The sequence below is a fragment of the Bacteroides sp. 3_1_13 genome, assembly GCF_001185845.1.
Classification (GTDB): domain Bacteria; phylum Bacteroidota; class Bacteroidia; order Bacteroidales; family Bacteroidaceae; genus Bacteroides; species Bacteroides xylanisolvens.
The window spans coordinates 2,188,322-2,212,150 of record NZ_KQ236956.1 but is presented as its reverse complement, the minus strand read 5'-3'; the positions used below and the strand labels follow the sequence as shown (position 1 = coordinate 2,212,150).

Sequence of the window (23,829 nt, the reverse complement as noted above, 5' to 3'; positions counted from 1 at the left end):
AGATTATGTCAGATATTAAAGAAAAAACATTAAGGCTCATCGACGGACTTAAAGCCACCTGCCAATCATACGGTATGGGAAACGATGGTAACGAATATAAGATTATCACTCAGGTATTTCTCTATAAGTTCCTGAATGACAAATTCGGTTATGAATTAAAAAATGCGAAAAGTGAGATTGCCAAGAAACTGACCGGGGATGTAAAATGGGAAACAGCATACGAGAATCTTTCTGATGATGAACGTATGCTTATTCAGAGTGCCATCTCTCCAGATGTTCCGATGCTTGAACCTTATCATCTGATAGCCAATCTTTGGAATCAACAGGGAAAAGGGGATTTTGATACTATCTTCGATTCCACTATGACAGATATAGCGGAACAAAATGCAGATATATTTTCCACGCAGACCACAGCCAACACGAAGATTCCATTGTTCGAGGCATTGACACCGTTTGTGACCGATTCGGCACAACGTGCGCCATTCGCCCGTGCTCTGGTGGATAAACTCGTGAATTTCTCCTTTGAAGAAGCGTTTGCACAGAATTACGATTTCTTCTCCAGCATCTTTGAGTATTTGATTAAGGATTATAATACCGCTGGAGGTGGAAAATATGCGGAGTATTATACGCCTCATGCCATAGCAACGATTATGGCTCGTCTGTTAGTGGGGGATAATGCTGATTTGCATAGCATGGAATGTTATGACCCCTCGGCAGGAACAGGTACGCTTCTGATGGCACTTAGTCATCAAATAGGAGAAGAACGCTGTACCATCTTTTCGCAAGATATTTCCCAGCGAAGCAACAAAATGTTGAAACTTAATCTGCTGCTTAACGGACTTGTGTCTTCGCTTGATAATGCTATTCAAGGTGATACGCTTGTAAGCCCTTATCATAAAAGTGATGACGGGCAGCAGTTGCGCCAGTTTGATTTCGTGGTGAGCAATCCTCCTTTCAAGATGGACTTCTCGGACACTCGCGAGAAGATAGCCGCCATGCCAGCCCGTTTTTGGGCTGGAGTCCCAAATGTACCCGCCAAAAAGAAAGAGTCAATGGCTATATATACCTGTTTCATTCAGCACGTTATCAATTCACTGAAAAAGACAGGCAAGGGTGCAATTGTCATTCCGACAGGTTTTATCACGGCCAAAAGTGGCATTGAGAACAAAATTCTTCATAAAATTGTAGATGACAAAGTGGTATTTGGCTGTGTTTCTATGCCAAGCAACGTGTTTGCCAATACAGGTACAAATGTCAGTGTGCTGTTCTTTGACAAGTCTGCAACTGCCGACAAAGTAATCTTGATTGATGCCAGCAAATTGGGCGAGGAATACAAAGATGCTAACGGATTGAAAAAGGTGCGTCTGAACGATGAAGAGATAGAAAAGATTGTCGGCACATTCCAGCGAAAGGAGGCAGTGGAAGATTTCTCTGTGGCTGTCTCTTACGATGAGATAAAGGAAAAGGGATATTCTCTTTCTGCTGGGCAATATTTCGACATCAAGATTGATTATGTAGATATAACGGAAGAAGAGTTTAATTTCCGAATGGCGGACTACAAGCAAATCCTTTCCGTGCAATTTGCAGAGAGCCATCGTTTGGAAGAGGAAATAATGAAACAGTTGGATGCTTTGCAGTTCAACGCAAATGTAGGCAACAATGAGTAACGAGATACAGTTTTTATTATACAGCCTGCCAGATGAACAAGGGAAGGTGCAAGTCGTTATCAAAGACGAAACCATTTGGTGTACGCAAAAGGCTATGGCAGAGCTTTTCGGTATTGATAAATCCGGTATTAGTCGCCACATATCCAATATTTTTAAGGAAGATGAACTTCAGCAAGACACGACAGTTGCAAAAATTGCAACCGTCGTAAATAGAGGTATCAGAGGGGAGGTTGAAGAACTGGTTGACTTCTATAATTTGGATATGATTATTGCAGTGGGTTATCGTGTTTCTTCGCCTAAAGCAACCAAGTTCCGCCAATGGGCAACCAAGATTCTCAATGAGTACATCAAGAAAGGATTTGTACTTGACGATGAGCGTTTGAAGCAAGGCACGGCTGTATTCGGGAAAGACTATTTCCGTGAATTACTGGAAAGAGTACGCTCTATCCGTGCCAGTGAACGCCGTATTTGGCAGCAAATTACTGATATATATGCAGAATGTAGTGTTGACTATGACAAGAACTCGCCCACAACACGTGATTTCTATGCTATGATACAGAACCGTTTTCATTATGCCATTACAGGACAGACAGCTGCCGAAATTATCTACACAAAGGCAGACCATCGCAAAGAACACATGGGTTTGACCACATGGAAGAATGCTCCCGATGGACGTATATTGAAGTCTGATGTATCAATAGCCAAGAACTATTTGCAGGAAAAGGAAATCCGCCAGTTGGAACGTGCTGTAACAGGTTTCTTTGATTATATAGAAGACTTTATCGAGCGTGAGAATACATTCAATATGTCGCAGTTTTCGGAGAGTGTCAATGAGTTCCTTACATTCCGTCGCTATCAGATTTTGCCGGATAAAGGGCGTGTCTCCGCATCACAGGCTAAGGCAAAAGCGGAAAGCGAGTACGATATTTTTAATAAAACCCAACGGATAGACTCTGACTTCGATAAACAAGTTAGGGGAATGTTGAATGAGTAGTTATAGTATACGAATATAATATTTATTTGAATGATTGATTACGATAAAGTAAATGAATATATAACTACTATGCTCCTAAAATCAGGTAGTTGTGCGCAATTGACAAATATTGCTCTTGATGATTTATTTGGAGCAAAAAATCAGGTTATATCAGAAAAGGATTTGCATGATGGGATTGAATACATAATTGCTCTTCATAAAAAGGATGTAGAAGAAAACCGTTATGCCACTACGGAACAGAAAGAAATGGAAAAGAATAGACGAGAACTTATTTTGAAATCTCTTGAAGAACAAATCAAAGTGTATCTTAAAAGCCAAAATAGATTGCAATGAAATTGACAAGATATAAATTGGGAGAAATCCTCAATGTTACAAGAGGAGCAAGTCTCAGTGGCGAGTTTTACGCCACTGAGGGGGAGTATATTCGCCTGACTTGTGGTAACTTTGACTATCAAAATAACTGCTTTAAGGAGAATAAGTCCAAAGACAATCTTTATTATGTTGGTGACTTTAGATCTGAATTTCTAATGGAGGAGGGAGATATTATCACTCCTTTGACCGAACAAGCAATAGGATTGCTTGGTTCTACTGCCATTATTCCCGAAAGTGGTAAATATATCCAAAGTCAAGATGTGGCAAAGATTGTTTGCAAAGAGGACTTGTTAGACAAGAACTTTGCTTTTTATCTTATATCCTCTGCACTTGTAAAACAGCAATTAAGTGCCGCTGCCCAACAGACTAAAATTCGCCACACATCACCTGATAAAATCAAGGATTGCACAGTGTGGATTCCCGAATTATCAGAACAAAAACGCATCGGTAAGTTATTACGTTCTATTGACAGCAAAATAGAACGTAATCGTCAGATAAATCAGAATTTAGAAGCAATGGCAAAACAGCTATATGACTACTGGTTTGTGCAGTTTGATTTCCCGAATGAGGAGGGGAAACCGTATGAATCTAGTGGAGGTAAGATGGTTTGGAATGAGAAGTTGAAGCGAGAAATTCCCGAAGGATGGGATATATCTTTAATAAAAGATATTGCTACCACATATTCAGGAGGTACACCCAAATCAACAAATATAGAATACTACGATAACGGAGAAATAGCTTGGATAAACAGTGGGGAACTGAATAGTCCTATAATCACTAAGACTACCAATTATATTACAAAATGTGGATTAGAAAACTCAAGTGCAAAGTTATATCCAAGCAACAGTATATTGGTCGCAATGTATGGCGCAACAGCAGGTAAAGTTAGCTTGCTTACATTCGAGGCTTGTTCTAATCAAGCCGTTTGTGGCGTTATCCCTACAATAGAAAATATGTTATACTATGTGTACTTCCATATATCATCATTGTATAGCCATTTCATTACACTCAGTACGGGTTCTGCAAGGGATAATATTTCTCAAGATACAATCAAGAATATCTTATTGCCCATACCAACAAGAAATATTCTGAAATTATTTGATGAAAAGATTGGAAGCATTTACCAAACGATTGTAAATAACTACCAACAAATAGATTCCTTGACTAAGCAGCGAGACGAACTTCTCCCACTTCTGATGAATGGTCAAGTGTCGGTAAATTCTGATTTATCTGACGATTGATAGCGATTTTCCTCTCTAAACCTTGGAGAATAGCTACAATATTGTTTTGGATGCTTTCACTAATATCTTCAATTGGTATAGCAGCAAAGGCTGCATCCAATTGGAGATTTTTTATACCGGATGTTTTGCCTTCGAAATTAAAAAACGCCCCAAGATTATAGATAAACTGAAGATAATAGTAGACATAGAGGGGATTCCAACCTTTCTTTACTCGAAAGGCAGTACAAAAATTGGAGCATATAACAGCCCCGGCATGGTCAAGCAGCTCTTGTGATACCAAAGATACACGCCCTGTGGATTGAGTTGGGCTATCACCTGACTTTTCAATGATAATGTCTCCTACTTGAAGACATTTTTTTGCATATGCTTGTTGGTTAATATAGCGGACTGGAATTGCCGAGAAATCATATTCTGATATTGGAATAATATCAGCCCCACGTACACAAGTTACCGCACAAGGTGTTTCTTTAGAGTAAGTTTCCTCGCCCCAATCTCCAGCAATGAATACTTCTATAATGTCAATTAATTTCATTCGTTGTCTTCAGGTTTAAGTTTAGGGAGTTTTGAAGAAGACTTCTCAATTTTCTTTTCATTGGAAGCAACGCGTCGTTCTACCTTCTTGATGTCCTCAGCTGCTGGCAGTTCTTCCGGGCGTATGCCTCGCTGACCGAGCATTTGTCGGATGCTGCGGTTGTTGTCCATATGTTCGGTAGTTATACTATGCTCACCATAAAGGTCTTTTTGTTCGACATTGTAATTTGTCATTTCTGTGGCAAGGTTTTTTGCTGCAATTGTAAGAGTTGGAAGAAAATCTGCTAATGGGCGTGTCGATTTAATGCCAAGCCGGTTCTTCATATCTTCTGTTGTATGCCCACCGAATAACACACCATCACCTTTAGAACGAATGCGTCCAAAACCTTTATCATCCACTCCGCGCTCATAAATATTACGTGATAATTGTTTTTCGGAAGAACGCAAACGATCTCTCGTTTCAAGTCGCGACAATTGTTCTATATGCTCCGCAATAAGTTCTGCGCGTCGAGTTTGTACGGCAAAATAACCTTGTGCAAAAGCTATTTCTTCTTTCTTGGGGTCGCCATTCTGTGCGACAAGATAGCACGCATAACGAGTCAGCATGAAATCTTGTATTTCACGCTTAGCTCCGCTACCCAAAGTAACCATTTTCGTGACCTCACGAAAATGGTCGTCGATGTTGATATTCTGTGTTTTACATGATTCAACAGCGCGAGTCAATGCTACTTGAAAATTCTCCCATCTTGCATATCCCAATATAATCTGCAATTCTCTCGCAAACCATACTTCTACTTTATCCGCTCCATTATCGTCTTCGATATAATGGCAAATGTCATCAAACGATTGCTTATGTTTATTGATTCTCTGCAAGTCCATAGTGCTTTTATTAGCGTTCCATATTAGATTGCAAAAGTACAAATTTTAAAGCAGAAATCAGCACGGTTATTATCCCAAATACTTCTTATGAGCTAACTTTACATTGTTTTGGTTCACAATGGCATAATGCAGTGTAGTATCAATGCGTACATGACCAAGTAAACGTTGTACCTGTTCAATGGGCATACCTTTGTCGATAGCCATTGTTGCAAGGGTACGACGGAACTTGTGAGGATGAACTTTTGGCATAGAAAGGGCTTGCCCCATTTTTCTGATTCTAACTTCCACACCGCTGATAGTCAGTCGTGAGTGTGGCGAATTGAGGGAAACGAATAAGGCTGGATTGCTGTCTGTTCGCTCATTAAGATATTGTTGCAAATGTAGTTTGGTACGGGCGTTGAAGTAAACAACACGTTCTTTGTTACCTTTTCCGAACACCACGCACTGCCGTTCGTGGAAATCTATATCTTCACGGCTCAGTTTGACCAACTCACCCACACGGATGCCCGTGGATGAAAGAAAGTCTATAATAGCAAGGTCTCGTTTGGTCGTGCAACTATCTCGAAGTTGCTCCAACTGTTCGTCAGAAAGCACCTCTTTTACAAGTGAATCTGTCTTAACTTTGTGAATGCGTCTTACCGGGCTTTTAGCGATATAATCTTCATCTTCCAACCATGCAAAGAAGCTGGAAAAGATGCGTCGCATATTGTCAATGGTCACTTTGCTCGATTGGTGTTCTTCTTGATAATCGGATAGATAAGTACGAATATCTGTTGTCGTAATGTGACAAATTGCCAATGAAAGCGTGACTAACAACCGTTCAATGGTATTACGGTAGTAAGTTAATGTCTTATCTGAACATCCCTCTATCTTTTTGGCTGATATAAAAGAGTTAAGAAGATGTTCATTCTCCTGCGTTTGCTGTGTGGCACAATCGCTCTTTTCAATGATTTCTACATTATGCAGTTCTGATGTAAGCACAGCTTTAAGCCGTGCCATTTGTCGGCAATCTAAGTCACGCTGCATCTTCGCAACTATCGCCTGAATGATGTTTTCTTTCATAATTCTGATATTTATGTCTTTATATATAATATAAGAGACTGCTAAATCAGAATTTAGAGGCGATGGCGAAGCAACTCTACGATTACTGGTTTGTGCAGTTTGATTTTCCAAATGAGGAGGGCAAACCGTATAAGTCGAGCGGTGGCGAAATGGTGTGGAATGAGAAACTGAAAAGGGAAATACCTAAAGAGTGGGAAATACGCCCCTTAAACTCATTAATAACAGTCAAAGATGGTACACATGAATCACCAAAACAACAACTTGAAGGCCGTTATCTAATAACTTCAAAGCATTTGCTATCATCTGGGATAGATTATAATACAGCATACTACATTTCTGCAGAAGATTACATTGCCATTAATAAAAGAAGCCAAGTTGAAACAAATGATATTTTATTCTCTATGATTGGCACTATTGGAAATAAGTATCTTGTTGCGGAGAAAAATGTCAATTTTGCTATTAAAAATATGGCATTATTGAAAACATCCAAGAGTATGCATATTATGTATTTCTTGTGGCTTTACTTATCTTCATGGGACTACAAACATTATGAATTTAATGCCATATCAGGTAGTATTCAAAAATTCCTATCACTTGATGCTATGCGGAATATCCCTGTACCATTTAACTATGATATAGCCGTAGCTTTTAACAAGCAAGTTTCTAATATTTGCCAATGTATAATTAATCTCAAAGAAGAAAACATTCAATTAATTAAGCAGCGCAACGAACTCCTGCCTCTGTTGATGAACGGTCAAGTGTCGGTAAATTCTGATTTATCGGTATATAAGAAAAGGAGAGGAAAAGTCCCCTCCTTAATTCTAAACGATGTGTCAGACATTCAAGTCCTTCATCGGCAATCCATAATTGTTTTGGTCAAAGATTCCTCGATAGATGAGCTTTAAACCGAGTGTTTGATAATACTTGTAGTTATCACCTTCTGTACAGAGGTGTTTGTAACCGTAGCGTGGCATGTACTCCTTGAAGAAGCGAGCCAAATCTTTCAGGCTTTCTTCTTGGTTCTTCTTGAAGTTACTGCGCACAATGATGATAGACCAGTCGGGGAAATTGCCTCTTCCACAACTATACTCCCAGAAGCGGATGTAACAGTCCAGATCACGTTCACTGATGTTCACACAAAAGCCATTGGCATTTTGCATCACGCTACAACTGTTTCTGTAGCCGAACTTCTCACACAAGTAGAGATTGAAATCAAGAATCAAATCTTCCATAAATAATTAAATTTAAAGTGTTAATAAAAAGTGGATTATAAATGAAAGCCTCGCTTGCGCTTAGCCTTTTTCTTTTTCATCAGGCGATTGAATTCAGCTTCTTCTGTGGCAGTGGTATCATAGGATGAGCTGCCGTTTAGCAAACCGAGACCGAAGCCAAAGCTATCATCGGAATGAGAAACGCTTTGCTGCACCTCTTCTTTCTGCTGTTTGGGTTCCTGTTTGGCTGACTCCAACAAGGATGCACAAGCATTCTCTTTCAGTCGGTTGTCGATATTTAGATAGCTAAATTCTCGGCTGACCTTTGAGCCGGAGAAAGAAAAACCGTTGTGTTCAAACTTGACACCTTGTATTTCCCGTGTAGTCCGACTGACCTTGAATTTCATATCGATGTCTCGGTCTGCAAGCATATCTTTCAAGTCTTCCCAACTATGAGCTTTGGGCAGTTCTTCTTTCAATGCCTTGTATATCTCGTGCTTTGCCTTATCGTAGGGGCGCAAACGTTCCTCTTTGATATGGTCTTTACCATTGGCAAAGTGCAAGCGATATTTAGCGGTCAGCATTTTGCATACTTTCTCATTCCTGTGGAAATCATTCTTGTCGCTAATCGTCTTGCCGTTATTGTCCACTCGGTTGAATACGATATGGCAATGTGGATGCTCACGGTCGATATGTCGGGCAATGATGTATTGCGTATTCTCAATACCCATTAGTTTCATATAGTCATGCGCTATGCTCAGCATCAGAGCATCATCGGACTTTAGCCTTGCACTGTCTTTCGGTGAGAAGTTGAGCGAGGTGTGTCCGACAATATTCTTTACCTTGTTATTGAGTAATGCTTGTAACTCAAATTGCTCTGCCATCTGTTCGGGTGTACCTTCTACTCCTACCGCTTCCAATAGCTTTGATTTTTCCTCTTTGAGGACATAGCGGACGCAACCACCGAATGACGTTCCTTTTGTTTGTTTACCTATCATCTTTTAGTCGTTTTATAAGTTGATTAATGTGCTGAGCCATTTCTTCGCATCTGTCCGCAACAGCAAAGAAACCGTAGGTGTTTGCCTGTCTTGCCAACTGGTTAAGATTGGTGCTTTCGCCAATCAGCTGCCGGATGATGTGGATATGCTCTTGCGTGATTCGTTCACGTACCGAACCGTTCTCGATGAGCGAACGGATGACTTCGCTTTGAGTTTGCTTGCTCCGTCTGCAAAGCGCACCAAGCCATGCGTATTGCTGGTATGATAGACGGAGTGTTACTGTATATTTCTTTTCCATGTGAATTGTTTTTAGTGAATAATTTGTGACCATCAGGAGCTGCCTCCTCAGACTTTTTGAGGAGCAAGTGGTAGGGAAATGTAATACACCGACATTAACTTGCTACAGTAAAAAAGTCTCGATTTCTCTCCCTGTATTCAAAGCCTGAAACCTCGTTTCTTAGGTGGTGAAACCTTCGGTTGTGGAGTGCCTTGTTGTACGCTGACGAGTTTTAAATCGAATGTATCTATCAGTGTTTTCAAGACAGGATTCTTCCTTATCATCTGTTGGAGGATAGCTTCATCGGGCTTCACTTTGAGCAGATAATCGGCTATGTCGTACCCCTCTTTCCGCTCGTTTTCGGTGGCGTTGGCTTCCAGATAATCGAACATCTGCACCTCAATTCCGTAGCTTTTCATCAGACCGATTTTGCTCTGCCAATACTCGGTCGCTCCCAAATCGGGGAATAATACAACGTTTCTTCCTGTCAGAACGGATAGGCTGTTGGCATTGAAGCAACCGTTCTTTCCACCTGATGCTATCCATAGGAATTGCGGTAGATAGTAGGAAGCGATGAGTGCCGTTTTCTCGCTTTCGACCAGTGCGACAGGACGGCTTTTGTCTTCAGGAAGCAGATGCTCACCGAAGAAGCATTGCTTCAAATTGTAATCACCTTTGTGCAGAATGGAGTGTACCCACGTAACATGATTGTATGGTTCTTTTATCCGCTTACCTGTTTCGGAATTGTAAAGCATTATCTTACCCGTACGGACTTTATTCTGATTGTCCGTCTGCCAGAATACAGTTGCACCGTCCCAATACTTGGACGTGCCAACCTTGTATCTCTTCATTAGCGTCAATGTTTCTGTTTCTCCGAACTGAGCCGATAGAAACTGAAACAACTTGTTCGCAGGATAGCCACGTAAAGATTGGTTGACTATATCCAAATCAATATAGGATGTGGCTATGGGTTGCGCTTCCTTAATAGGGGCATAGTTCCTGAAACTATTCTCCTTCTCCGCAAACTTTTCTTTCTCAGACGGGTTCTGCTCAAAGTAATCACGAGGCGTGAAGTGATAACCGCATTTCTGCTCATGGTCACAACGCCCCACGTACTCTGGAAACTTGATTTGCTTCTCCGTATCAATGTACTTGGAAAAACATCTTTGGCGGTGGCAGTTCGGGCAAGTGTGTCGAGTGCTGACACCTTTGTAGGGTTCTAATATGAATCTATGTGTACTCATTGTATGTTTCTTTTTGGGTGTGTCACTTTTGTCGTTATTGTCGTTTTCGCTGGGAAAGTGTCAAAACCGACAAAAATGTCACGGGTTAATCTTTGAATATTCTCCATGCTTCTCTTTGCGGAACAATGTCCCGATGTTGTCATTGAGAAAGCGTTGAAATGTGCGCTCCTTCATTCCGTTTTGCTCGGCTATTTGTATAGCTTGGGCAGTTGTAAAGGCTGGAGGAAGCAGATTGACTATCGCCTGTTGTTGGCTGTTGAGCGCATTTTCATTGAGTATGTTTTGAACGCTCAATGCGGATTCTTTGAAATACTCTGTCAGTTTGATGGCTCGTTTTACTGTCAACAGGTCTATACAAGTTTTATCACACTCTCCGCAAGTCCATCGTGCTAATTGGATAATCAGGCAGAAGCGGATGATGTATATCTCCAACTTGCAATAGATACTCACAATGGTGTCGTTTGTCTCTCGGTCGCACAATTCTGAAAAGTGGTGCTGCCACTCGTAAAGCCGTCTTTTGGCATCCTCCGTGAAGAGAAGAATATGCGGTTCTATCTCTCCAAATTCATTGAGGGCATACTCTTGTTGTATCAGCTTGTCAATAATGGCATTCCATTCTTGTTCGATGTTCTCCGGCAGTTCCTTGTCATTCCAACGAGCCTTCTGTTGCAGATTGGGCATCACAAACAGAATGCGGTCGATGAATCCATTGCTGGAACGTTCACCTTTAGCCAACTCACTGAGAATCTTCTTTTGGATAGTACCAATAACTGAGATATACGGTCGCTTGATGAAGATGGAACTCTTGGCATTCTTGCGGTCGGATATAGTGGTCTTGGCACTAAACACCGATAACCAGAACTGTTCTTCCGAACCGTTATTATAGCGGTTGAAGTTCTTGAACCAAGCGGACAATTCATCAGCCCACAAGCATAAACCACGTTTGTTCTGCGCATGAATAAGACTCAATCCTTCAGGTGTTACATCTGAAATCAAGAAGCGTTTACGGACTGGTTCCTGTGGAAATTGCTCTTCACCGCTTTCTGTTCGTTCCTTACGGCTCATACTCATCAGCTCATCATACTTGGCAAGAGCCTTTTCAAATTCCTGATTCTGTTTGTAGTCATAATTCAGAAACGGTTTCATCGCAAAGCTAAGCGGATGGCTTTTGTTTGCTCCCGGTCGTCCAATCAATGCCATATACAGGATAGGGCTTTCTACCCAACCTTGCTTGATTTGGGTAAGATGCGTGTTGCCTATGCCGACTGCAATCGCTGTAAGAATAGCTGCGGCAATGTAGTCGGTAGGGTAGTTATGGCATTCGTGAACCTCACTGATAATGCGTTGGATTTTTGTCGGAAATATGCTGACTGGAAAATCAGTGCCCGTCAGTCGCATACTTAAATCAACCGCTTCGTCAATGATGGATGTTGGATTAATAGAATATGTATTCATAGCTCTACTCATTAAAGTTTCACAGATGATTTGGGCTTATGGCGGACACCGCCTTGCATATTTACAAGCATTTCCTCGTATGTTTGCTCGGAAGTCTTTTTTCGTCCGTTCTCAATCCAAGTCAGAAGTTCGTCCTCGTAGAAATAGAGCTTCTTCCCTTTCTTATAGGCAGGAAGCAGCCCCTTGCGTACCAATGTATATATGGTAGGCTTGGCTTTTCGGATGATACGGCAAGCATCCTCTATTTCCACCAATACATGTTTGTCAGATGGGTGTGGCTGGAGTTCCGCTACCATCTTTTTCAACTCGATGACCTGTTCGGTCAAATAACCTACCGCTTCGGGCAGCTTATCAAATGTTACTGTTTCTTTTTGCATACGCCAATCGTTTTTAATTGTTCGACGGCAAAGGAAACTGGTGTTTCAATGGTGAAATCGTTCACCAAAATATAACTGACGAATAACTTTTTGATAGTGGTTGACAGTGATATGTGATGAAGTAAACGATAATGGCGTTGTGTAGTGCTGTCAAATTGACATCATGCTTGTCGTATATCTGCCAATTTTGGCATGTTATATCTTATTATTGTAAATGGCACGTAATGTGCTATAATATATAAATACAGAATGATTAAAGTTGGGACAAGACCGATGGGTACGTTTTATGTAAAGTACACATACGTGTTCCACACGCAGGGTTTGGCTGACGTGTGAAGAGTGATTCCAATTCTCCAAACATCGGATAATAATTTAACAAGCTTTATTGTCCAGAGTGTAACGAGAAGAAGAGCAATCTTAGGTTCTAATAATGTGCAATCTGTCATACTTGATAGTCTGTGCAAAGTTACGAATTTCATTCTATCAAAGAGTAGCGTTGTCTATTACGTAAGTAAGAAGCAACATCAGGCATGTATCCATCAATAGGTATGCTACGACCAACTTTAATCTTTCTTTAATATGAAAACTATGCAGATAGAGTGGCTTAAGTTTAAAAAATATCCCCATATAGGTAAACCGCTAGTTAGTTCAAAAGATAGGGTTTGGGTAGAAAATTATGTTATAGATTCTCAAAATATAGTTCGACATAAGTTTGTTCCATTATTACATAGAGTGCTGACTCAGAGAAAATTCAGACCAGATGAATCTGCACTCAAAAATTCAAGTGGAAAACGAATACGAACAAATAAAGGTAAAAAAGAGCGTCATATATATTATCCTTCACATCTTGATTCAATTATATATAGCTACTATAATGATATTTTGACGCAAGCATATGAAAAATATTTATCTGACAAGGATTATGCTTCTGTTGCGGTAGCGTATCGTAAGATTCCTAAAAACGATTTGTTGGAGGGTAACAAATGTAATATTGAGTTTGCGGCTGATGCGTTTCTATTTATTAGAAATAATAGGCATCGCAGGTTATCAGTAATTGTTGCTGATGTTACATCTTTCTTTGATAATCTTGACCACAGATTATTGCACAAGCAATGGAAAAAGGTTTTGAATGTTGAAGATTTACCAGCAGATCATTATAAAATTTACAAAAATCTTGTTGATTATAAATATGTTAATGAAAATGAGTTGTTTAAGAGGTTTCAGCATAAATTGATAGTTGAACGCCATAAACCCAATGATGCAAGTAGTGTAGAGCTAAAACGTAAATACGTTAGTAAGATATATCATTTGCGGCATGAGAATGTTGTAGCATATTGTTATGCTGATGAATTTTTCAGAGAGGCTACTGACCTAATCAGAGTAGATAAACCATTTAACAAACAAATTAGAGAGAAACAAGGTAAACAAAATAAAAGAGGAATACCACAAGGGACACCACTTAGTGCAACACTAGCTAATATTTATATGCTTGATTTTGATGTAAAGATTTATGAAGGAGCATCAAAACCGTATAAGAATGTGTATTATCAAAGATATAGTGATGATTTAATTCTTATTTGTAATCAGGAGGATGAAAAATATTTCTACGACCTAATACGTGAAGAGGTCGAATATAAAGCGCATTTGGAAATTCAGGAATCAAAGACTCATGTTTATCGTTATGAGTTAGACCATAACAATGCTTTGGTAGGGGGGATTGTTAAAGATGGAGTTGTACATACCAATAAGCAGTTAGAGTATTTAGGGTTTGTATTTGAAGGAGATAAGGTTAAAGTCAAAGCTTCCGGATTCTCTAAATTTTATAGGAACATGAAACGTTCTTTTAGAAGAGGTATTCACTTCGCAAAACAGGCACATATTCCATCAAACTCATTATTTGAAAGACGGTTATATAAAAGATTTACACATTTGGGGTCAAAACGAAGGTTAAAATGGATTGCAGATTGTAGTAGTCCGACAGGGTATAAACGAACTACATTTTATGATTGGGGTAATTTTATTAGTTATTTAAATAAAGCAAATGCTGTTATGAAGGAAATAAATCAGGGTGATAATATCGTTAAACAATATAGGAAAGTTTGGAAAAAATTCCATATGTTAAAAAAACAAGCATATAAAGAGATTACGACTCGTAAGCCATAGTAACTATTGTCTCATTTGGCTAATATCTTTCTATCCAGTTTAATCTTACACTCTGATTCTGTGTGCGACATTTTACGTTCAATGGTAGATATTTCCGAATTACGGAGGGTGTGAGCAAATACCCTCTTTATGAATGTGGCAGTCTGTAAACGTGGCTTGCCAAATGCTTTGCCAATATTCCATCCAAAGTGCATGATGTCAATGGTTTTTAATTGAGCATCAACCTTTATCTGCTCAACTTTAGGCAGGGAATCGGATAGGTAGTATTCTGTAATATATCCACATAAACGATTGAGGTCAGTTTCGCTAAGGTAGAGAACCAAGTTTCGTTTCGTATATGCGAGAACCTTATCTAATTTTTCTTGCGATGTCCGTTCCTTTTCAGCCATAGCGTTGGCACGGAATATCTCGTATTCTGTTGGCTGATTGGATTCTTCGATGGGTATATTATTGATGGTAGAAGGTGTGGCTTCTTCCTTTGGAAGTTCTGCCACGTCTTCGTTGAGTTCGGAACACGATGGATTAGAAACTTCTTCTGTTGTGTCAGATGTAGTTTCTATTTCAATTTCGGGCTCAGGCTCAGAAATGATAAGTTCTGAATTCTGGGTGCTTTCGGCTAGTTCCGAGTGTACCACTGGAGCTTCTACCACTATAACCTTATTGCGGTAGCATTCAAACCTCATAAAGCACTTCTCTATTGTCGGTGAAAGGAGTTGTCTGAATACCATTTGCAGATTAAGATAGATTGCTCCAATGACAATGGAGCATACCATAAAAATAAGGTAGCTGCTGAACTCGTCCCAACCATAGTGTAGTACGGTTTGACGGGCTAAAACACCAATGATGACGATTGTTCCGAAAACAATCAGATGCAAGGTAATATGTTCTATCTTTTTCTGCTCCATAATGATATATGTTAATCGTTCTGCTGCAAATATATAGGATTTATTTTTGGGAAAATCCATAGTTTTGCTTGCCAACGGACTCTTGACAATATATTTCATCACATTTCACTACGTTACATGCCTTATAATAAGCGTGTTGTGAAATTCTTTATTTTCGGTGAAAATAGTTGGTACAATGGGGTTGTGTACCTTTAAATAAAGATTATCTGCATCGTTTCTGACTAAACAATGCAGATAATCTGATGATTGAAAGGTTGTTTTTATTAGCAATACAATGTACTGTTCGCCCCTTCATTAAGGTATAGTAGGATGTTGCAGTTCTGCTTATGAACGACCTTGCTTATTAGCCATTTTCTGAATGTAGTGGAATGTCCCGTGTCTATTTGATAGGATAGGGCTATAATCATATTGAGATTATACACATCGGCATAATTCCCATTCTCTAATCTGATACATCGGCAGACTTCATACTCCTTTAAGATATTGGCTTTCAATATCGCTTTTATGCGAGAATTGATTACTCCAGCCGTTGTATAGAACAAGTCGGCAATCTCCCAAGTGGTCATCCATACTTCGCCATCAAAGATATGGATGCCTTGTCCGTTGTTTGTTATGATTCCTCGTTTCATGGTTATACTCATTTTAATGAAATCTTATTGGCTGTCTCTCGTTTCTTCACATTGACCAAATCTGCGTAGATTTGAGTAGTGGAAACGTTCTTGTGAGTTAGCATCTTTGATACTGTGTAAATATCTGTACCTAAAGAGATTTGTATGACTGCATAGGAGTGACGAAATCCGTGAAAGGTTATCGGCTTCGTTATTCCTGCTTTTTTGAGCCAGTTCTTCGGCGGATAGTTAATCATGCTTCGCTTTAATCCCTTGAATACCTTTCCTGTGTCGGGGGTTCCGCATAGTTCGTAGGCTTCGTAACTGATAGGGAGTGTCGCTTCCGTTTGGGTTTTCTGTGTTCTGATACGTAAGCAATAGCCTTGGTCGGGAGCAATGGCGAAGTCTTCCCATTGAAGATTGAGAATATCGCTGATGCGCAAACCTGTCAGACAAGCAAACAAAGAAGCGGCTTTCAGAACGGGGATGTCACAAGGAGTGGCGGCAAGCTGTTTCACTTCATCCAGTGTCAGATACTCTTTCTTCACATCTTGCGGTTCAATCTTGTCAAGATAGTCATTGATATTTTCCCGAAGCCATTTGTCTCGGTAGGCAATTTTCAACAATCCTCTGAAAGTGGAGTAGTAGCCGGATGCTGAATTGAGGGATATGGGACGATTGCTGTGTTTGAGCTGCTTGGCATTCAACAAGTATTCACGGAACTTCTTGCACAAGTCCACAGTGACCTCGCCAAAGGTACACTGCCCTTTGACGAAGTTATAGAAATGCTGATAGACAAACGTCCATTTCTGGTCTTTGCTTCGGCACATCTTTTTGAAGTAGGCGAGGAAGTCAGCTTTCTGCTTTGTCTTGTCCAAGAAGCCGAACTCTTCATTGATAAGCGACTGTACTCTAATACAACGAATAGCCTCTGCTTTGTTCAACATATCGTTGTTGAACTCCCTTTCCATTTCGTTTTTGGGGTGGGCATAGATGTAAATGCCGAGATATTCCCGACGACTCATCTGCATGGTTTCTGGGTTACGGACTGCCGGATAATAATCCAGATACAAGGAGATGCGATTATTCCGAATCGCTCTCTGACGAACTGTTACTTTTGTACATGTGTGTGTCATACTGTTTAATATTTAGAGTTTTACATTTGTTTTTGCAAAGGAATATGGTGATTCAATGGTGGCTACATTCACCGATAAATAACTTATTCAATCTTTGGGGCTTCAAGCAATTTATCTAGTTCGGGCTTGGAGATAAGCGTGTATTTGCCCTTCTTGACCTTTGGGATATTATGATACTTCGCATAATGATAGAGTTGGTCACGGGTGAGATTGAACTTCTCCATTGCTTCGGCTACCGTATAATACTGCGGTTCTTCGGGTGCTGCCACGCCTTTGGCTATATCCACATGCTTCTTGGAATAGTACACCATGATACCTTCTTTCTTCTTCGGGATGGCATTCTTGGAAACGAAAGTGTAGATAGCAGATAAAGTCATGCCGAATTTCTCCTGCATTTCTTGGGTACTATACCATTCGGTAATGTCGGGATTCGGAGCTTTCTTGGCAAAGTAAGCATCCATGTGCTTCTTGCTCCAGTAGGTCTTACCACGATTGAAAGTGCGAGGAATGTTGTTCTTTTTGGCTACCGCAAATATCCATGATTCGTTTACATGGTATTTCTCTTTCACTTCGGCTGTAGTATAGAAGTCGATGATAGGGACTTTCTCTTTTGGTTGTTTGTCCTCTGTTTCTTGAACAATAAAGTCTGTCATATCTTCTATGTCAGCTCTGCGAACAAGGGTTTTCCTTTCAAATCGGATTACCTTGATTACACCATTGCGGATATAGCGATATATGGAAGTGCGCCCGATATTTAATAATTCGGCTACTTCTGACGGAGTAAGATACTCTTTGTTGTTTAAGTTGGGAGGTGTCTTGATACTTTTCCCAAGTTCATGTTGCAGACTTTCGATGCGTTGTTTTCTAACCCTGTCTTTGTAGGCAAGGTTGGCACATCGGTGTGAACAATACTCTGTGGTAGTCTTATGAGCTGTGAAAACAGCGTTGCACCACTTACATCTTTTCTGAATGTCGATTCTACTACTCATTTTATTTATCCGTTTATTTCGCCAAATCTGTTTCATCGCGTACTACCACGTACCATGACATACCAGTGTATCCACGACCTTTCCGACCTAAAATCGGAGAGTAACAAGCGAGCAACAAATACGGTACAAAAATGAGCTGAAAAAGCCCTATAAACGATAACCATCGCTTATAAGGCTAAAAAGAAAGGCGCTCAAAATGAACGCCTTAATAATCATTGATGATATATGCTAACCGTTGGTAATCACCACTTACTTGCCTATGCAAAAATGTTGAAAGATATTCTGAAGCACCATATCATTCGTAACTTCACCAGCGATGTCCGAAATAAAGAAGATACACTCTCGTATGTCTTGCGAAAGAAAATCCCCGGAAATCTGCGAATCAAGTCCGTTTTGTACTCTATGAATAGCTTCCAAAGCTTTATTTAAAGCTTCGTAATGCCTTACATTTGTCACAATAATATCATTTTGTGTCACTGTAGGCAAGTGTGCGGTGTCAATAAGCATTTTTTGCAGTTCACTTGTGTTCTCTCGTTGTTTGGCCGAGATGAAAATAGATTCCGTAGCTTCTTTAGAAAAGTCTTTTAATAGAGACTGTAAATTCTCTTTTTGCTTGTCTTCGATTAAATCAGCCTTATTGAATACAACAATCAAATGCTTTCCTTCACAACGCGGAATAATCTTCTCTGATAACTGTTCGATTTGAGAGGCAGCATTCACGGCATCTACCATCCAAAGGACAATCTCTGCCTGATCTAACTTTTGGAAAGTACGTTCGATACCGAGACTTTCGATCGTATCATTGGTTTCCCGGATTCCGGCAGTATCAATGAATCGAAAAGTGATTCCTCCGATGTTGATAGTATCTTCGATCACATCACGCGTTGTCCCGTGGACATCACTGACAATCGCTTTGTCCTCATTCAATAATACATTCAGTAAAGTCGATTTTCCGGCATTCGTTTCACCGATAATAGCTACAGGGACCCCGTTCTTAATAGCATTACCAACACTAAAAGAATGAGCCAACCGCGAAATGACCTGTTCGATTTCATCTGCTAGCTTCCTTAATGCTGAACGATCGGCAAATTCAACATCCTCTTCGCTGAAATCCAACTCCAGTTCAATCATAGAGGTGAAATTCAGCAATTTGTTACGTAACTCCGTCAATTCTCTGCTGAAACCACCTCGCATCTGGCTCATAGCCAAACGATGGGTGGCAGCAGATGAAGAAGCGATCAAGTCCGCCACAGCCTCTGCCTGACTTAAATCCATCTTTCCATTGAGAAAAGCACGTTGTGTATACTCTCCCGGTTGGGCCATGCGGCAACCGTTTTTGATAAGCAACTGCATCACCTGTTGAAGAATATAAGAAGAACCATGGCACGTGATTTCCGTACTATCTTCTCCTGTGTATGAATGAGGAGCACGGAAAAGACTGACGAGCACTTCGTCAATAATCTCGTCCCCGTCATAAATACGTCCGAATGTCAAAGTATATGGTTTTTGCTCACTCAATAATTTGCCAGTCTTGGTGGGCTTGAATATGCTGCCGGTGATAGAAATAGCTTCCGGACCGGAAACGCGGATGCTTCCGATAGCACCGCCCTGGGCGGTAGCGATAGCGCAGATCGTATCTTGATTCATTGTTTTTTCTTTTTGGATGAGCAAAGATAATTGTTTCTAAGTAAAAAATGGAAAATTGAGCACAACTTGTGCTTTATTTGTTTATATTTGCTGCCGTGCAGTGGTACACCAAACAAAATAAAACAATAATGCTTATGGAACCAGCGATCAATTTATATTCTCCGAATGAGAAAAGCGAACTCATACGGGAAAACTATCAGGAAATACTTTCTGTGCTTGCAGCCCATCAAATAGCTTTATGGGAGTATGATATCATTACGGGCAAATGCTCCTTTTCAGACGATTATTTCTCTACACTCGGATTGAAGGATACCGGAATCATTTTTGAGGACATTGATGATTTTTATCGGTTTATCCATCCGGAAGATGCTGAATCCTATCAACAGGCATTTGCAGAAATGCTTTCATCAGAGTCTAAGACCTCACAAATAAGAGTTCGTTGTATGGGCGAACAAGGGGAAGTGATTTGGCTGGAAGATCATTTTCTGTCCTACAAAGAAAGTTGCAAAAGTCATCCGGGCAAACTGCTGGCATATACGGTGAACGTCACCTCACAATGCGAAAAGGAGCAACATATCAAATATCTGGAAGAATACAACCGTAAAATTATTGAAGCACTGCCGGAATTCATATTTATCTTTGATGATAACTTTTTCATTACCGATGTCCTGATGGCACCGGGGACAATCTTGCTTCATCCTGTGGAAGTGTTGCGCGGAGCAGACGGACGATCTATTTATTCACCGGAGGTCAGTGACCTGTTTCTTTGTAACATCCGGGAATGTTTGCGTGACGGTAAGTTGAAGGAAATAGAATATCCCCTTGAAGTGGATGGAAGTCTGCATTATTTTCAGGCACGTATCGCCCCATTCGAAGGAAACAGAGTACTTGCGCTGATACATGATATCGGAGACCGGATTCAGCGTTCGCAGGAATTGATCGAAGCTAAACGTCGTGCGGAAGATGCCGATAAGATGAAGTCGGTCTTTTTGGCAAATATGAGCCATGAGATTCGTACCCCGTTGAATGCTATTGTTGGTTTCTCGGAGATTATCGCGGTGACAGAGAGTGAAGAAGAAAAAATGGAGTATCTGGAAATAATCCAGAGAAACAGTAACTTGTTGTTGCAGTTAATCAATGATATTTTGGACTTGTCCCGTATTGAATCCGGAAAGTCGGAGATGCATTTCCAACAGGTAGAGATTGCAAGTTTGGTGGAAGAAGTGGAGAAAGTGCACCAGTTGAAGATGAAGTCAAGCGTAGAGTTGAATGTGATTCGCCCGGAAGGAGAATACTGGACTTCTACCGACCGAAACCGGGTGATGCAGGTCTTGTTCAACTTCCTTTCGAATGCCATTAAAAATACGGAAAAGGGAACTATTACATTAGGGCTGAAACATGAAGGCCCCTGGCTGAAACTATTTGTTAGCGATACAGGTTGCGGAATATCCAAAGAGAAGCTCCCGCAAATTTTTACCCGTTTTGAGAAACTGAATGACTTCGTACAAGGTACCGGGCTGGGACTCTCAATCTGTAAAAGTATCGTGGAACGTCTGGGCGGGCGCATCGAGGTAACTTCAGAATTGGGGCAGGGGAGTACGTTTGCACTCTATTTGCCTTATCAGGAAGTACCGAAAGAAGTTGTTGAAAGAAGACTTCCGCATAAAAAGGATGTTGAAGCGGATAAACGTAAAAAGATATTGGTAGTGGAAGATATAGAGTCGAACTTTGCTCAACTAAACATTCTTCTGAATAAAGAATATATTATCTCATGGGTACGCAATGGGCAGGAGGCTATCAATAGTTTCATCCGTGAAAGCCCGGATTTGATACTGATGGATATTCGTATGCCGGTGATGGACGGTATTCAGGCTACTGAAAAGATCCGTACGATTTCTTTGACCGTGCCTATTATTGCAGTGACTGCGTATGCTTTCTATACCGAACAGCAACAGGCTATTCAAGCCGGATGTAACGCCGTTATTTCAAAACCCTATTCTTTGGAGAGGCTAAGAGAGACGATAGAATCTTATATCGGATAATTAATTTTCTAAAAGAGAACCAACATTCTGAATATTGTAGTGTTACTATTATAATAGTAGTAACATTATAATAGATTTGAATATGGAGAAAGTGAAAAAGATAGTCCTTATCGGAGCAAGTGGCTTTGTTGGTTCTGCTCTTCTGAATGAGGCTTTGAATCGTGGTTTCGAAGTTACAGCAGTAGTTCGTAATCCGGAAAAGATAAAGATAGAGAATGAAAATCTGAAAGTGGTGAAAGCCGATGTAGCCGTGCTTGATGAAGTGGCCGACGTTTGTAAAGGCGCGGATGCCGTTGTTAGTGCGTTCAATCCGGGATGGAATAATCCTGATATATACGATGAAACCATTAAAGTTTATCTGACTATAATTGATGGAGTGAAGAAGGCTGGCGTCAATCGTTTTCTGATGGTTGGTGGTGCCGGTTCTTTATTTATCGCTCCGTGCTTGCGTTTGATGGATTCCGGCGAAGTGCCCGAAAATATATTGCCGGGAGTGAAAGCCTTAGGAGAGTTTTATCTGAACTTCTTGAAGAAAGAGAAAGAAATAGACTGGGTGTTCTTCTCTCCGGCAGCAGATATGCGTCCGGGAGTGCGTACAGGACGTTATCGGTTGGGAAAAGATGATATGATTGTAGACATCGTAGGAAACAGCCATATCTCTGTCGAAGATTACGCTGCCGCAATGATTGATGAATTGGAATATCCGAAACATCATCAGGAGAGATTTACGATTGGTTATTGATAAAAAATCAGATTAAAAATAATTGTGTGATAAAGTGACGCTATCCTTCTCGGATAATGTCACTATAATCGTATTATAGCGTTACTATCACGGCGTCATAGTGATACTATGTTGAAGATAGGCTAAATGATAAAAATGGACTGTCTAACAAGTCCCTTATTAAGAATTTCCCCCACGCTATAACTATTTGTAGCGTGGGGGAATTTCAATATTTAGAACTCGTTAGGCAGCTCTATAATTCTATTCTAACGATTACATTTTTATTCTTTCAGAAGAACGTAGCTCTATATTCTGTCAAGTACAGTTTTAATCAGTGTATCAATTGTATTTTTATATCCTGTATTGGCCTCTTTAATAAGTCGGTTGGCTATCACCATGCAGACGGTCATAGCCTTGTGCCCCATCAACCGGCTAAGTCCTGCCAAAGCCGAACTTTCCATTTCGAAGTTGGTAATCTTATAGCCTTTATATTCGAAAGATTCAATTTTATCATTCTGTTTCGGGTCTGCCAATGGAACACGAAGTTCACGTCCCTGCGGACCAAAGAAACCTCCGGCAGCGATTGTTACTCCACGTACCATGTCCTCTTTGGCAATCCGGTCAATCAGTTCTTCGCTGGCATCAATGACATAAGGAGCAGGCGCGCACATATTTCCCGACCAACCCATGTGATTGAGGAACGCACGCTCAAAAGGTAAGTCGCATACAGCATTTCGTCCGGCATAGAAATTCAGCAATCCGTCAAAGCCGATAGACTTCTGCGAACACACAAATGTTCCGACAGGAGTGTTGGGCTGTAAGCCGCCACATGTGCCGATACGTACTAATTCCAGCTGGCGGAACTGATCCTTTTCTTCGCGGGTATTAAAATCTATATTGGCGAGTGCATCCAGTTCATTCATCACGATGTCAATGTTATCGCAACCGATTCCTGTAGAAACCACTGTAATCCGTTTACCTTTATAAGTACCCGTGATGGTTTTGAATTCGCGGCTTTCCACTTCACATTCTTTGTTTTCGAAATGAGAAGCTACGAGTGCTACACGTCCGGGGTCACCTACCAGAATTACTTTGTCTGCCAACCATTCGGGCTTTACGTGAAGATGGAATACTGAACCGTCTTCATTGATAATCAATTCAGAGGATGGAAAGTACTTTTTCATGTTATTGAAGGGTTTTAGTTTTATAATAGGATTTGTATCTATAAATAGAAACGCCGGAACCGGATTTAAGTTCAGAAGAAGCCACTATCTTTTTCCTTTAGAAAAGGGGAGTGCGTCTTACAACTG

General features: G+C 40.5%; 22 protein-coding genes and 1 pseudogene. 8 read left to right on the top strand and 15 right to left on the bottom strand.

The features are described 5' to 3' along the window. The first annotated feature begins 5 nt into the window (after positions 1-5). The 4 genes from HMPREF9009_RS21440 to HMPREF9009_RS21425 are packed head-to-tail and all read left to right on the top strand — an operon-like array spanning position 6 to position 4,274. Positions 6-1,667 carry an HsdM family class I SAM-dependent methyltransferase gene (locus HMPREF9009_RS21440; RefSeq protein WP_049703217.1) on the top strand — a complete coding sequence of 554 codons (1,662 nt, stop codon included), beginning with the start codon at positions 6-8 and terminating at the stop codon, positions 1,665-1,667. Continuing rightward, the gene (locus tag HMPREF9009_RS21435) at positions 1,660-2,661 is read left to right on the top strand and encodes a virulence RhuM family protein (protein ID WP_049703216.1); all 1,002 of its coding nucleotides are present in this window, start codon (positions 1,660-1,662) and stop codon (positions 2,659-2,661) included. The genes HMPREF9009_RS21440 and HMPREF9009_RS21435 overlap by 8 nt, the downstream gene beginning before the upstream one ends. A gap of 30 nt (positions 2,662-2,691) precedes the next feature. Continuing rightward, positions 2,692-2,994, top strand: a complete 303-nt coding sequence (locus HMPREF9009_RS21430) for a hypothetical protein (RefSeq protein ID WP_010537102.1) — start codon at positions 2,692-2,694, stop codon at positions 2,992-2,994. Continuing rightward, positions 2,991-4,274: a restriction endonuclease subunit S gene (locus HMPREF9009_RS21425; RefSeq protein WP_049703215.1), complete on the top strand. Its 1,284-nt coding sequence runs from the start codon at positions 2,991-2,993 to the stop codon at positions 4,272-4,274. The genes HMPREF9009_RS21430 and HMPREF9009_RS21425 overlap by 4 nt, the downstream gene beginning before the upstream one ends. Here the strand turns inward: HMPREF9009_RS21425 and HMPREF9009_RS21420 are convergent. The 3 genes from HMPREF9009_RS21420 to xerA all read right to left on the bottom strand — a co-directional run bounded on the left by HMPREF9009_RS21420 (position 4,198) and on the right by xerA (position 6,746). Further along, positions 4,198-4,806 (bottom strand): restriction endonuclease subunit S, encoded by a 609-nt coding sequence (locus tag HMPREF9009_RS21420; RefSeq protein ID WP_049703214.1) that lies wholly within the window; start codon positions 4,804-4,806, stop codon positions 4,198-4,200. The genes HMPREF9009_RS21425 and HMPREF9009_RS21420 overlap by 77 nt on opposite strands. Further along, complete coding sequence (gene dinD, locus HMPREF9009_RS21415) at positions 4,803-5,684, bottom strand: DNA damage-inducible protein D (RefSeq protein ID WP_015532556.1); 882 nt, start codon at positions 5,682-5,684, stop codon at positions 4,803-4,805. Before dinD ends, HMPREF9009_RS21420 begins: the two co-directional genes overlap by 4 nt. A 69-nt stretch (positions 5,685-5,753) precedes the next feature. Further along, a complete protein-coding gene (gene xerA, locus HMPREF9009_RS21410; protein WP_049703213.1) occupies positions 5,754-6,746 on the bottom strand; it encodes a site-specific tyrosine recombinase/integron integrase in 993 nt (330 codons plus the stop codon). A gap of 41 nt (positions 6,747-6,787) precedes the next feature. Between xerA and HMPREF9009_RS21405 the strand changes: the two are divergent. Next, positions 6,788-7,528: pseudogene (locus HMPREF9009_RS21405) on the top strand (restriction endonuclease subunit S); the annotation flags it as partial. A 51-nt stretch (positions 7,529-7,579) separates the two neighbouring features. On the opposite strand, the gene HMPREF9009_RS25475 reads toward HMPREF9009_RS21405, so the two are convergent. The 6 genes from HMPREF9009_RS25475 to HMPREF9009_RS21370 form a co-directional block, all read right to left on the bottom strand. Beyond that, complete coding sequence (locus HMPREF9009_RS25475) at positions 7,580-7,978, bottom strand: hypothetical protein (protein ID WP_083444230.1); 399 nt, start codon at positions 7,976-7,978, stop codon at positions 7,580-7,582. A 35-nt stretch (positions 7,979-8,013) separates the two neighbouring features. Further along, on the bottom strand, positions 8,014-8,955 hold the full coding sequence (locus HMPREF9009_RS21390) for a relaxase/mobilization nuclease domain-containing protein (RefSeq protein WP_049703212.1): 942 nt from the start codon (positions 8,953-8,955) through the stop codon (positions 8,014-8,016). Continuing rightward, a complete protein-coding gene (locus HMPREF9009_RS21385) occupies positions 8,945-9,253 on the bottom strand; it encodes a MobC family plasmid mobilization relaxosome protein (protein ID WP_049703211.1) in 309 nt (102 codons plus the stop codon). The genes HMPREF9009_RS21390 and HMPREF9009_RS21385 overlap by 11 nt, the downstream gene beginning before the upstream one ends. 137 nt (positions 9,254-9,390) lie before the next feature. Then, a complete protein-coding gene (locus tag HMPREF9009_RS21380; protein ID WP_049703210.1) occupies positions 9,391-10,476 on the bottom strand; it encodes a DUF6371 domain-containing protein in 1,086 nt (361 codons plus the stop codon). Between the two features lie 78 nt (positions 10,477-10,554). Further along, positions 10,555-11,931 carry a DUF3987 domain-containing protein gene (locus HMPREF9009_RS21375; RefSeq protein WP_049703422.1) on the bottom strand — a complete coding sequence of 459 codons (1,377 nt, stop codon included), beginning with the start codon at positions 11,929-11,931 and terminating at the stop codon, positions 10,555-10,557. Between the two features lie 11 nt (positions 11,932-11,942). Then, positions 11,943-12,308 (bottom strand): helix-turn-helix domain-containing protein, encoded by a 366-nt coding sequence (locus HMPREF9009_RS21370; RefSeq protein WP_049703209.1) that lies wholly within the window; start codon positions 12,306-12,308, stop codon positions 11,943-11,945. Between the two features lie 579 nt (positions 12,309-12,887). On the opposite strand from HMPREF9009_RS21370, the gene HMPREF9009_RS21365 reads away from it, so the two are divergent. Then, positions 12,888-14,471 carry a reverse transcriptase/maturase family protein gene (locus HMPREF9009_RS21365; protein WP_083444229.1) on the top strand — a complete coding sequence of 528 codons (1,584 nt, stop codon included), beginning with the start codon at positions 12,888-12,890 and terminating at the stop codon, positions 14,469-14,471. Between the two features lie 11 nt (positions 14,472-14,482). Here HMPREF9009_RS21365 and HMPREF9009_RS21360 read toward each other — a convergent pair whose 3' ends face one another. The 5 genes from HMPREF9009_RS21360 to mnmE all read right to left on the bottom strand — a co-directional run bounded on the left by HMPREF9009_RS21360 (position 14,483) and on the right by mnmE (position 19,756). Beyond that, positions 14,483-15,376, bottom strand: a complete 894-nt coding sequence (locus HMPREF9009_RS21360; protein WP_049703421.1) for a hypothetical protein — start codon at positions 15,374-15,376, stop codon at positions 14,483-14,485. A 263-nt stretch (positions 15,377-15,639) separates the two neighbouring features. Then, positions 15,640-16,005, bottom strand: coding sequence for a lipofamily protein (locus HMPREF9009_RS21355; protein WP_049703420.1), 366 nt, complete (start codon positions 16,003-16,005; stop codon positions 15,640-15,642). A gap of 8 nt (positions 16,006-16,013) precedes the next feature. Continuing rightward, entirely contained in the window at positions 16,014-17,120 is a 1,107-nt protein-coding gene (locus tag HMPREF9009_RS21350) for a site-specific integrase (RefSeq protein ID WP_049703207.1), read from the bottom strand. 83 nt (positions 17,121-17,203) lie between these two features. Then, positions 17,204-18,109, bottom strand: a complete 906-nt coding sequence (locus HMPREF9009_RS21345) for a helix-turn-helix domain-containing protein (protein ID WP_049703206.1) — start codon at positions 18,107-18,109, stop codon at positions 17,204-17,206. A 249-nt stretch (positions 18,110-18,358) separates the two neighbouring features. Continuing rightward, positions 18,359-19,756 (bottom strand): tRNA uridine-5-carboxymethylaminomethyl(34) synthesis GTPase MnmE, encoded by a 1,398-nt coding sequence (mnmE, locus tag HMPREF9009_RS21340; protein WP_049703205.1) that lies wholly within the window; start codon positions 19,754-19,756, stop codon positions 18,359-18,361. A 134-nt stretch (positions 19,757-19,890) separates the two neighbouring features. Between mnmE and HMPREF9009_RS21335 the strand changes: the two genes are divergently transcribed. Further along, entirely contained in the window at positions 19,891-21,798 is a 1,908-nt protein-coding gene (locus HMPREF9009_RS21335) for a PAS domain-containing hybrid sensor histidine kinase/response regulator (protein WP_083444239.1), read from the top strand. Between the two features lie 82 nt (positions 21,799-21,880). Beyond that, positions 21,881-22,540 carry an NAD(P)-dependent oxidoreductase gene (locus HMPREF9009_RS21330; RefSeq protein ID WP_118219768.1) on the top strand — a complete coding sequence of 220 codons (660 nt, stop codon included), beginning with the start codon at positions 21,881-21,883 and terminating at the stop codon, positions 22,538-22,540. Positions 22,541-22,824: 284 nt separating this feature from the next. On the opposite strand, the gene HMPREF9009_RS21325 is transcribed toward HMPREF9009_RS21330, so the two are convergent. After that, positions 22,825-23,703, bottom strand: coding sequence for a nucleoside phosphorylase (locus HMPREF9009_RS21325; RefSeq protein WP_008021190.1), 879 nt, complete (start codon positions 23,701-23,703; stop codon positions 22,825-22,827). Positions 23,704-23,829: the final 126 nt, after the last annotated feature.

Bases quoted from the DNA above. Each gene is read 5' to 3' on its own strand.
- HMPREF9009_RS21440 (WP_049703217.1), top strand. From the start codon at position 6: ATGTCAGATATTAAAGAAAAAACATTAAGGCTCATCGACGGACTTAAA.
- HMPREF9009_RS21435 (WP_049703216.1), top strand. From the start codon at position 1,660: ATGAGTAACGAGATACAGTTTTTATTATACAGCCTGCCAGATGAACAA.
- HMPREF9009_RS21430 (WP_010537102.1), top strand. From the start codon at position 2,692: ATGATTGATTACGATAAAGTAAATGAATATATAACTACTATGCTCCTA.
- HMPREF9009_RS21425 (WP_049703215.1), top strand. From the start codon at position 2,991: ATGAAATTGACAAGATATAAATTGGGAGAAATCCTCAATGTTACAAGA.
- HMPREF9009_RS21420 (WP_049703214.1), bottom strand. From the start codon at position 4,806: ATGAAATTAATTGACATTATAGAAGTATTCATTGCTGGAGATTGGGGC.
- dinD (WP_015532556.1), bottom strand. From the start codon at position 5,684: ATGGACTTGCAGAGAATCAATAAACATAAGCAATCGTTTGATGACATT.
- xerA (WP_049703213.1), bottom strand. From the start codon at position 6,746: ATGAAAGAAAACATCATTCAGGCGATAGTTGCGAAGATGCAGCGTGAC.
- HMPREF9009_RS25475 (WP_083444230.1), bottom strand. From the start codon at position 7,978: ATGGAAGATTTGATTCTTGATTTCAATCTCTACTTGTGTGAGAAGTTC.
- HMPREF9009_RS21390 (WP_049703212.1), bottom strand. From the start codon at position 8,955: ATGATAGGTAAACAAACAAAAGGAACGTCATTCGGTGGTTGCGTCCGC.
- HMPREF9009_RS21385 (WP_049703211.1), bottom strand. From the start codon at position 9,253: ATGGAAAAGAAATATACAGTAACACTCCGTCTATCATACCAGCAATAC.
- HMPREF9009_RS21380 (WP_049703210.1), bottom strand. From the start codon at position 10,476: ATGAGTACACATAGATTCATATTAGAACCCTACAAAGGTGTCAGCACT.
- HMPREF9009_RS21375 (WP_049703422.1), bottom strand. From the start codon at position 11,931: ATGAATACATATTCTATTAATCCAACATCCATCATTGACGAAGCGGTT.
- HMPREF9009_RS21370 (WP_049703209.1), bottom strand. From the start codon at position 12,308: ATGCAAAAAGAAACAGTAACATTTGATAAGCTGCCCGAAGCGGTAGGT.
- HMPREF9009_RS21365 (WP_083444229.1), top strand. From the start codon at position 12,888: ATGAAAACTATGCAGATAGAGTGGCTTAAGTTTAAAAAATATCCCCAT.
- HMPREF9009_RS21360 (WP_049703421.1), bottom strand. From the start codon at position 15,376: ATGGAGCAGAAAAAGATAGAACATATTACCTTGCATCTGATTGTTTTC.
- HMPREF9009_RS21355 (WP_049703420.1), bottom strand. From the start codon at position 16,005: ATGAAACGAGGAATCATAACAAACAACGGACAAGGCATCCATATCTTT.
- HMPREF9009_RS21350 (WP_049703207.1), bottom strand. From the start codon at position 17,120: ATGACACACACATGTACAAAAGTAACAGTTCGTCAGAGAGCGATTCGG.
- HMPREF9009_RS21345 (WP_049703206.1), bottom strand. From the start codon at position 18,109: ATGAGTAGTAGAATCGACATTCAGAAAAGATGTAAGTGGTGCAACGCT.
- mnmE (WP_049703205.1), bottom strand. From the start codon at position 19,756: ATGAATCAAGATACGATCTGCGCTATCGCTACCGCCCAGGGCGGTGCT.
- HMPREF9009_RS21335 (WP_083444239.1), top strand. From the start codon at position 19,891: ATGGAACCAGCGATCAATTTATATTCTCCGAATGAGAAAAGCGAACTC.
- HMPREF9009_RS21330 (WP_118219768.1), top strand. From the start codon at position 21,881: ATGGAGAAAGTGAAAAAGATAGTCCTTATCGGAGCAAGTGGCTTTGTT.
- HMPREF9009_RS21325 (WP_008021190.1), bottom strand. From the start codon at position 23,703: ATGAAAAAGTACTTTCCATCCTCTGAATTGATTATCAATGAAGACGGT.